This is a genomic window from Streptomyces sp. NPDC001339, from assembly GCF_042895955.1.
GTDB lineage: Bacteria > Actinomycetota > Actinomycetes > Streptomycetales > Streptomycetaceae > Streptomyces.
In genome coordinates this window covers 714956-722958 of the sequence record NZ_JBIAWT010000003.1, presented here as the reverse complement: position 1 = coordinate 722958, position 8003 = coordinate 714956, and the positions used below count along the sequence as shown (strand labels likewise).

Annotated in this window: 7 protein-coding genes; 1 reads left to right on the top strand and 6 read right to left on the bottom strand. The window is 69.8% G+C overall.

The window, feature by feature from the left end; all coding sequences use genetic code 11:
* Positions 1 to 356: 356 nt before the first annotated feature.
* The 4 genes from ACFY12_RS12210 to ACFY12_RS12195 form a co-directional block, all read right to left on the bottom strand.
* A complete protein-coding gene (locus ACFY12_RS12210; RefSeq protein ID WP_390715682.1) occupies positions 357 to 2828 on the bottom strand; it encodes a Helicase associated domain protein in 2472 nt (823 codons plus the stop codon).
* A gap of 293 nt (positions 2829 to 3121) precedes the next feature.
* The gene (locus ACFY12_RS12205; protein ID WP_390715681.1) at positions 3122 to 3322 is read right to left on the bottom strand and encodes a hypothetical protein; all 201 of its coding nucleotides are present in this window, start codon (positions 3320 to 3322) and stop codon (positions 3122 to 3124) included.
* Positions 3323 to 3501: 179 nt separating this feature from the next.
* Entirely contained in the window at positions 3502 to 4317 is an 816-nt protein-coding gene (locus ACFY12_RS12200) for an SDR family NAD(P)-dependent oxidoreductase (protein WP_390715680.1), read from the bottom strand.
* 461 nt (positions 4318 to 4778) lie between these two features.
* A complete protein-coding gene (locus ACFY12_RS12195) occupies positions 4779 to 5177 on the bottom strand; it encodes a 3'-5' exonuclease (RefSeq protein WP_390715679.1) in 399 nt (132 codons plus the stop codon).
* Between ACFY12_RS12195 and ACFY12_RS12190 the strand changes: the two genes are divergently transcribed.
* A complete protein-coding gene (locus ACFY12_RS12190; RefSeq protein WP_390715678.1) occupies positions 5163 to 5432 on the top strand; it encodes a hypothetical protein in 270 nt (89 codons plus the stop codon). The two genes, ACFY12_RS12195 and ACFY12_RS12190, sit on opposite strands and share 15 nt — an antisense overlap.
* Before the next feature lie 431 nt (positions 5433 to 5863).
* Here the strand turns inward: ACFY12_RS12190 and ACFY12_RS12185 are convergent, their stop codons facing one another.
* Entirely contained in the window at positions 5864 to 6439 is a 576-nt protein-coding gene (locus ACFY12_RS12185; protein ID WP_390715677.1) for a transcriptional regulator, read from the bottom strand.
* Entirely contained in the window at positions 6440 to 7999 is a 1560-nt protein-coding gene (locus tag ACFY12_RS12180; RefSeq protein ID WP_390715676.1) for a multiprotein-bridging factor 1 family protein, read from the bottom strand.
* Between the last annotated feature and the right edge of the window lie 4 nt (positions 8000 to 8003).

The window sequence follows — 8003 nt, the reverse complement described above, 5'->3', positions numbered from 1 at the left end:
CGCGCGGTCTGCTCCGCAGACACGACGCGCCGTCGCTACGCGACGGAAGAGCGTCGCGCTCCGCGCGACTAGCCGGTCACTCCGTGACCGGCGCGGCCAACTCCGTTGGCCGCGGCTCGGATCGCTCCGCGATCCGGCCTGACGGGGTCCGCTCCGCGGACCCTAAAGACGCGGCTGCAGGCCGAGGGTTGACGTTGTGTCAGTTCTCACTGAACCGTTTGCGGGGGCTGGCTTCCGGTTCTGTTGCTGGTGAGCTTGTCTTGTGGCGGGCCGTCTTCTCGGCGGGTGGGTTGGTCCCGCTGTGTCGCCAGCTTAACGGTTGGAGTCCTTCGCGGCCCCGTTTGGAAGCAGAAAAACTATAGAGTTTCCGGGGGCTCACCGGGCTCCTCTTCCGGAGTGCGGTGAGGTTCCGGCCAGTCTTCCCGGAGGATCTCCTGCATCAGTTTCCCTTGTGCTTGCGGGAGTTGACCGGACTTGTGCCGCGTACGCGCCTTACACAGCCACGGGCCGATCATGACGCGCTCGCCGTCGGCCTCGATCCACTCCCGGGCGCCGGGCGGACGGTCATGACGTTCCACGAAGGCGCGCAGCAGTGTGGCGTTGTGTTCGAAAGAGCGGCGGCGCCTGGGACCGGCGGGGATAGTGGGTGTTGTCCGTGCGGGGAGTGGGGCTTGATCGGGGGTCAGGCCGAGGCATGCGAGGAGGGTGCGCTGGCCGTCCTCGAGCTGGTCCCAGGTGGTGAACTGACGGTGCAACCAGGCGCCGGCCTTCACGCCGTCGATCACTGTGTCCCGGCGCAGCGTGGTGGGGTCGTGGCCGAGTTCGACGTGGTGGCGCAGCAGGTGGTATTTGCGGTGCCAGTCGGGGCCGTAGGGGAGCTGCCAGGTGGGGTCGAGGGTGGTGAGCTGGGCTTCGCGGTCGGGGTGGAGGAGGTTTTTGCGGGCGAGGGCGCGTTGGTTGGCGAGGAAGGGGCCGCCGGGGGTGGTGGTGGGGATGGCGAGGTGGCCGTGGGTGGTGTGGAAGGCCTCGATGGTGGCCATGTGGCTTTGCCAGGCGGCCTCGTGGGCGTCCCAGATCATGCCGAGGTCTTCGAGTTCGGTGGTCCAGTCTTCGGTGAGGGCGTTCTGGTGGTAGGCGGTGCGCTGGCTGTCGATGAACTGGCCGAGTCGGTAGCCGTAGGCGTCGGTGTAGTCGATGGGGATGCGCAGGTGGCCGTGTTCGGCGTGGTAGCGGACAGCGGCCGCGAGTCCTGCGCGGCGCGGTTTGGAGAGGATCGCGCCTACTGAGGGCCAGGCGATCAGGTCCATCGCGCGGGCGATGTGGTTCGGGTTGAGGGTGAAGTCGAAGCGGAAGCGGCGCGCGAGTAGTTGGTGGGTGTCCCGGTCCAGGCGGTGCTTGGTGTTCTTGCGTGGGGCGCGGGCGGCGATGGACTGGTCGTGGTGGCGCAGCGCGGTGGTGACGAGCCAGAGGGCCTCGTAGGGGGTGTCGAGGAGGTCGGTGGGGTCGGCGCCTGGCGGGGTGTAGGCGGGGATGACCAGGCTCGCGGTTTTCTGGTTGGTGGTGGGGGGTTTGCGTAGGGCGCGGCCGAGGGCCTGGACGATGCGGCGCACGCTCGCGGTGCGGTCCGCGAATACGACCGCGTCCACGGCCGGCAGATCTACGCCCTCACCTAGGACCTGCGCGTTGGTCAGGATGGCGCGGCTGGCGGTGATGAAGCGGTTTTGGATCTTGTGGCGCTGGTCGGGGGTGTGGTTGCCGTTGATCGACTGCACGCTCAATTCGGCGGCCCAGGAGGGGTGTTGGTCTGCAGGGAGGGTGCGCAGGGTGTGGGGGAACTGGCGGGCGAAGTCGGCGGCGTCCGCGACCTGTTGGAAGTACACGATCACGTGGTGGAGGTCGTGCTCGCGCATAGCCTTGAGGACGGCTAGGTGCAGCGCAGTCGTCCGGCGGGCCGTTGGGCCGAGGCCAGTGTGCGTGTCGGTGTCGGTCAGGGTGCTGCGCAGGTCGGTGTCGGTGATCGTGGGGACGAGGAGCTGGTAGTCGGCCAGGACACCGTCGGCAATCGCGTCCGCGTGGGAGTACGTGTGCAGGCGGGGGCCGAACACCTTGGGGTCGTCCATCGATGCGATCAGGGACGGGGCTTCCCAGGCGGGGGCCGTGGCTGCGGTGCGCTTGGGTAGCGGGCGCGTATCTGGGACCTCGGCCAGACGCGGGGCTTCCCACTCGTATGGCGTCGCGGTCAGGTAGAGACGCCTGTCGGCGCGGATGCGCGTGTTGTTGTGGATCATCGTCCACTGCTTGTCCCAGCTGCCCGCCGTGCGGTGCGCCTCGTCCACCACCAGCAGGTCGAAGACGGGGACCGGGAAGATCGTGTGTTGGGTCTCCTCGATCCTGGCCAGGGAATCGAGCGTGACGAACACGGTCGCCCGCTCGCCCCGTTTCCTGCGCTGGGCCAGCCAGTACGCCAGGTACTCCCCCGAGTTGGTGCTCACCGCGCCCGCGTCGGCGAGCAGCGGATGTTTGCCGGCGTCGAGTGAGGACACGGCGATCAGTGCCTCGCGGCGGCCGTCGTTGCGGGCGGCCTGGGCCCACTGGGCGATCAGGTCCCAGCTCGGCACCGCGATCAGCAGGTGGTGGGTGTCGAGTGCCTCGGCGGTTCTGAGCGCGATCAGCGTCTTGCCTGTCCCGCACGCGGAGACGATGTGGCCGCGTGAGCGGGTGTGCTTCAGGTGCCGGACTGCCTTGTCGATGGCCGCGTTCTGATCCGGGCGCGGCACACGGCGAGCGGGGGTGGTTGTCGTACTGGTGGACGGGGTGGGGGTGGGCATCGCAGCAGAGGTTCCTTGTCGAGCGGTACGGACTACAAGGTCCTTCATCCTCCCGCAGCTGGGCCCGGCCGTGCGGGTTGAATCGGATCTGGCGGGTTGGGTGGGTGGGGGCGCTGCTCTCGCCGTCCGCATGCCGGGTGTGGTCAGGGCGTGGGCAGTGGCAGGTCGGGGATCTGCGGGTGTCGTAGGTGCTGTCCGCCGTCGTACGCGTGCGTGCAGCGTGAGTGTCTCCGGCCTTGGGGCGCCGGCCGTGTCGTAGGCGTCCAGGGCGCGCTCGATCTGCTCCCGCAGGTTCACCGGCCCGCCTCGCGCATGGCCCAGTCGTCCTTTTCGGGGGTGAGGGGGGCGGCGGAGCCGGTGTGGACGTCGACCGGGTGCACCGCCTCCCCGGCTTCTGTCGTCTGCGCGTCGGGCGCGACGCTTTGGATGAGGAAGCGCAGGTGGAACGCTTCCTCGGTCGCAGTGGTGGTCCGCTCAGGGCTGTGCTGTGCCATGCGGCCGTTCTCCGGCAGGCCCGCGGCCCAATGGGGGCCACGCCGCGGGCATCGAAATCCCCGGCGACGAGCACGGCTGCCGCTGGGGTCCGTCCTGGCCCAGCCTCTTTGTGGGGCCTTGGCCCCGCTCTGGGGCCAGGGCCCGCCAGCCCTGTGTTACGGGCTTGTCCGGTAGTCCGTTACAGGCGCGGGGTGCGCGCCTCGATCCGGTAGTCGAAGGCGGCACCGCTGACGCTGGCTGTGGTCACCCCGCCGTCGACGGTGAGGACGGCCCCGTTGACGTAGGACGCGGCGGGCGACAGCAGCCAGTCGATCGCCTCGGCGACCTCCTCCGGATCACCCGGCCGCCGGGCGGGAGACAGCCGGTTCGCCTCCTCGTATGCCGCCTCGGCGCCGCCCGCCAGCCCCGCCTCCGCCGCGAACCGCGCCATCCGCCGGTCGGCCATCTCCGTACGCACCCAACCCGGGCATACCGTGTTCGCCCGCAGCCCCTGCGGCCCGTAGTCGACGGCGAGGGAGCGGCAGAGGTGGAGCAGACCCGCCTTGGACGTCGCATAGGCGGCGTTGCCGACGCTGTTGCGGAGCGCGGCGACCGAGGCGACCGCGACCACCGCCCCGTGGGCCGCCAGCAGATGCGGCAGCGCTGCACGCAGCAGCAGGAACGGGCCGGTGAGGTTGGTTCGTATCAGCTCTTCCCAGTCCTCGACCGTGGTGTCGCCGACCGCGCCGGCCCGCCCGATTCCGGCGTTGAGCACCACACCGTCGAGTCTCCCGTAGGTCGTCACCGTCGTCTCGACGAGCTCGCGCACGGCCTCGGGGTCGGCGGCGTCAGAAGGGTGGGCCAGCGCTCCGGTCTCCTCGGCCACCCGGCGCAGTGGCTCGGGCCGCCGCCCGGAGATCACCACCTGGTGCCCGGCGGTGCGCAGCAGCCGGGCGGTGGCGGCCCCGATTCCCGTTCCCCCGCCCGTCACCAGGACAACACGCTGTTCCGACATGGTCGTTTGCCTCCGAAGGTGGTCGGCTTCCGGTTCCCCGCACTGCGAGCATATGAAGCGCCGGCATCGCCGGGCCGAGCGGGTGCCGCTGCCGTCGGCACCGCGGCTGGGTGCGGGGCGAGGAACGGCTGCGGCGAAGGGCAGCGGCGTTCAAAGCGGTGAGTAATCGGTGGAACGGTGCGACGGTGTGACGGTGTGACGGCGGAGGCTTGCGGCAGAAGCACGCCGCATCGGGACGGTCCTGCTCCTGAACCTGGCACTCAGCAGCACTGGTGAGCGGCAGGCCGACCAGTCCGTGCCGACCACTCCAGCTCAGCTCGTGCTGCTTCTGGTGCTTCTTCACCCATCCCCGTTCACTTGTACGAGGAAGACGCTCGTCGTCGATCTATGCGGCCGGTGCGAAGTTCGACGGGAAGCGCATGGTCTTCGGGTGGACGGCTGTTGTACGCCGGCACCGGGCGTCAAAGGTTCGGGGCAGGTGGGTTGGCCGCAAGGGTTCCGTCGGGGTGTTGGTCGATCCAGGCGAGGCCGCCGATGTCGAGGCGGTTGCGGGTCCGGGTGACGGCGACGTAGGCGAGCCGGGCTTCGGCGTCGTCGATCGGGCCGGGAATGGGCTGTCCGGAGTCGTCCTGTTGGTCGCTGTCTCGGGGTGGTGGGAAGCCGCTTGCGATCCGCGCACTGGGCCATTCGCGTCCTTTGGCCTTGTGTGCGGTGGAGACGGTGACCTGGGCTTGATCTTCGTGGGTGAGGTGGTTGACCGCGGCGAGGGTGGCGTCGGTGCCGTGTGTCGACGAGGTCCGCAGCCGGCCGCGCCCGGGAGGCCCTCGCCCAGCGCGCTGCTGCCGGTGATCTGGCTGCATCCCCTGCCGCTGAACGTCGAGGGCCCAAAGGCCTTCCGGGAGGTGCTGATGGGCTTCGAGGCGGATCTGAGCTTGTACCGGCTGGAGGAACACGCGCTGAGCAAACACGCCGTCGGACTGCACCGGCGCACCGGCTGCTGCTTCAAGGCCCTCGCCTACGTCGTCTCCACCGCCGCCGTCATCGTGATCCGAACCGGCAGCGGAAACATCACCCTCAAAGAGATCGACGCCGCAACAGCCGACCTCAGCAGCTGAAACACATGGCAGGCCTCTGGCACCGGGGCACTCGCGCGGTTGCAGAATTCCGGGGCTCATGCCCTACGACGCGGACGTGCCTGCGGTTTTTGCGGCGTCTGACACACGGGGCCGTCTGGGGCATCGATGGTGTGGGGCGGGGCTGACCTCGCGGGCGGGAGGAGCCGACGGCCTCTTGGTATTCCGCATCCTTGTGTAAAATCTCGTGTTTCGCTTCGTACGGCTCCGCTGTGACCTGTTGATTCTCCGGCTGTCTCAGGGCGCTTCGCCGAAATCTGTCTCGACTCCGGCTGTACTTCCTCGCGGTGAGCTGAGATGACGTCCGGTCGGCAGGCCGCTGACCTGCGGTGCCTCACGGCCGCTTCATAAGTGCAGCCGGTATGAGGCGGAGCGTGAGGCTGTGCAGTGAAATCTGAAGACCCTGCAGGGCGTCAGGCGGCGAAGCCGATGTTGGTCACGTACTCGTACTCGCCCCACTGGGAGCCGAGGTCGACGACCGCGTCGTTGACCCAGGCGTCGTCCAGGGCCCGGTCGTCGGCGGCCGCCCACGCCTCGATGATGCGGTCCCAGTGGCGGACGTTGAGGGTGCGGTAGTCAATGACGCGCTGGCGGGGGCGTGGCACCTGGGACTGGTTGAGTGGGTGGAACTCGACCCTGGTGCCGCGGCCCTGGCGGTTGAGGCGGGCGAGGAGGTGTCGGGCGACGTTGGCGCGGCGGACCGTGCGGTACGCGGTATCGATGTGTTGCAGGTTCTTCTTCGTCGGCGAGCGTCTGCCTTCCAGCCAGGCCTTCAGGGTGCGGTCAGTGACGGTCAGGCCTGCCTGGCGTGCTGCCGCCTTCGCGTGCTCGGTGCGGGTGAGGTAGTGCAGGCGCGCCATCAGGCCGCGCCGCTGGGTGACGGGGGTGGCGATGAAGCCGGCGAGCCGGTCCAGCTGCCGGGCGACGGCCTCGTGGCCCTTGACGCCCTGGGCGCCGTACATTCCGAACTCTTTGTTCCGCTCTGCCACTTACTCGCCCTCCTCTGGTTCCGCAGGCCCCTCGTCGACCGTGCTCCCGGCAGCGTAGACGTCCTTCACCTTGACCTCGCTCATGCCGCGCCCTTCGGGGAAGACGCGGCGCCAGTCGCCGATGAGGTGGAGCTCGTCGGTGCCCATCGCGCGCACGACCGTGAGGCCTTCCTCGTGGGCCTTGAGGGCCTTCATCCAGAGGTTGGCGAAGGCCTGGGAGCGGATGAGGTGCATCCAGTCGGGGCGGTACAGCTCCCGGTTGTAGTTGGACTCCCCCATCGTCGAGACGAACTTGGAGTACATCGCCTTCACGTACTCGAGCGTCACCTCGTCGTCGGCGGCGAGCGCCGTGTCGCGGGCGTTCTTGAGGGCGACGCGGAATTTCTCCAGGAGGCCTTCCGTGGCGCCCGAGGTGTACGACTCGTGGATCTCGGGCGGCTCGCACAGGCCGTACTTGGGGCCCGACAGGCGCAGGAGCAGGCGCAGGGTCGGTTCGGTGACCCACAGCGGGCCCGGTTCGTCGCGCTGCCCGATCGGGTTGGGCAGGACGCCCGTGTGGTCCCAGTGCGGCGGGGTGATCAGGTGGACGCCGGCGCGGCGCCGGTCGTGGTCGAAGCCGCTGCCTGTCGTGTGCTCCAACTGGCCGATGGGCAGGTGGGTCTTGAGCGCCGAGAGGTACGCGCCGTTGATGTCAAGCGCCGTCACCTCGTGTTCGCCGAGCGGGAGTTCGTGCCTGGTCCACTTGGGGCGGGCCTCCCAGATCTGGTCGGCGCCGCGTGCGGACTGCTTGTGGAAGATGTCCGGCATCCGCGGGTGCGCGATGACGTCGTAGCGGCCGCCCTTGCGGGTCTCGTCGAGCAGCGCCATCGCGTCCGGGATCGCCTTGCGCACGAGGGCAGCCGTGGCCGCTTCGGCGTCTCCCTCGTGGGCAGCGAGCGCGGACCGGACGGCCTGGCCGATGAGGTCGGCGGGGCCGGAGGCGGGCTGGAAGGCGCGGCGGGTGGGGGGCATGGCGGGCCTGGCGCGGTCACCGCGCGGGCGTGAGTTTTCGGTGCGCGGGGGTGCGGCGGGGTCGGGGCGGGGCGGGGCGGGGGCTGTCGCCGACCGGCAGTCGGCGGGGTCCAGGTGCTGCGGGAATCCGGCGACCCGCTGCCCGGCCGGGCCGCCGCACAGGACGCACGGCTCGGGTGATGTGAGAGCTTCGACGTCGTCGTCGGTGTCGGAGAAAGCGGCGGGGTCGGTGGCCGGTTCGCCCGGCACTTCCGGGGAGCCGGGCTCGTCCGTGGCAGCGGGCTCGTCCATGGCGGCGGGCTCCTGGGGAGCCAGCTTGGCGGCCAGGCCGTCCAGGAAGTACGCGTACTTCTCCCTGACCTCCCCCACCGGGTTCCGCCCGGCCTCCCACGCGGCCAGCGTGGACGGGCTCACCCGCAGGGCACGCGCCACCTGCGCCTTGGACAGCCGGGCCTGCTCCCGCAGCTCGCGCCGCACGTCAGGAACGGGCAGCGGCGCCTCGGGGGTGACGGAGGAGAGCAGCGAGTCGATCGCGTCGAAGTCGCTCACAAGG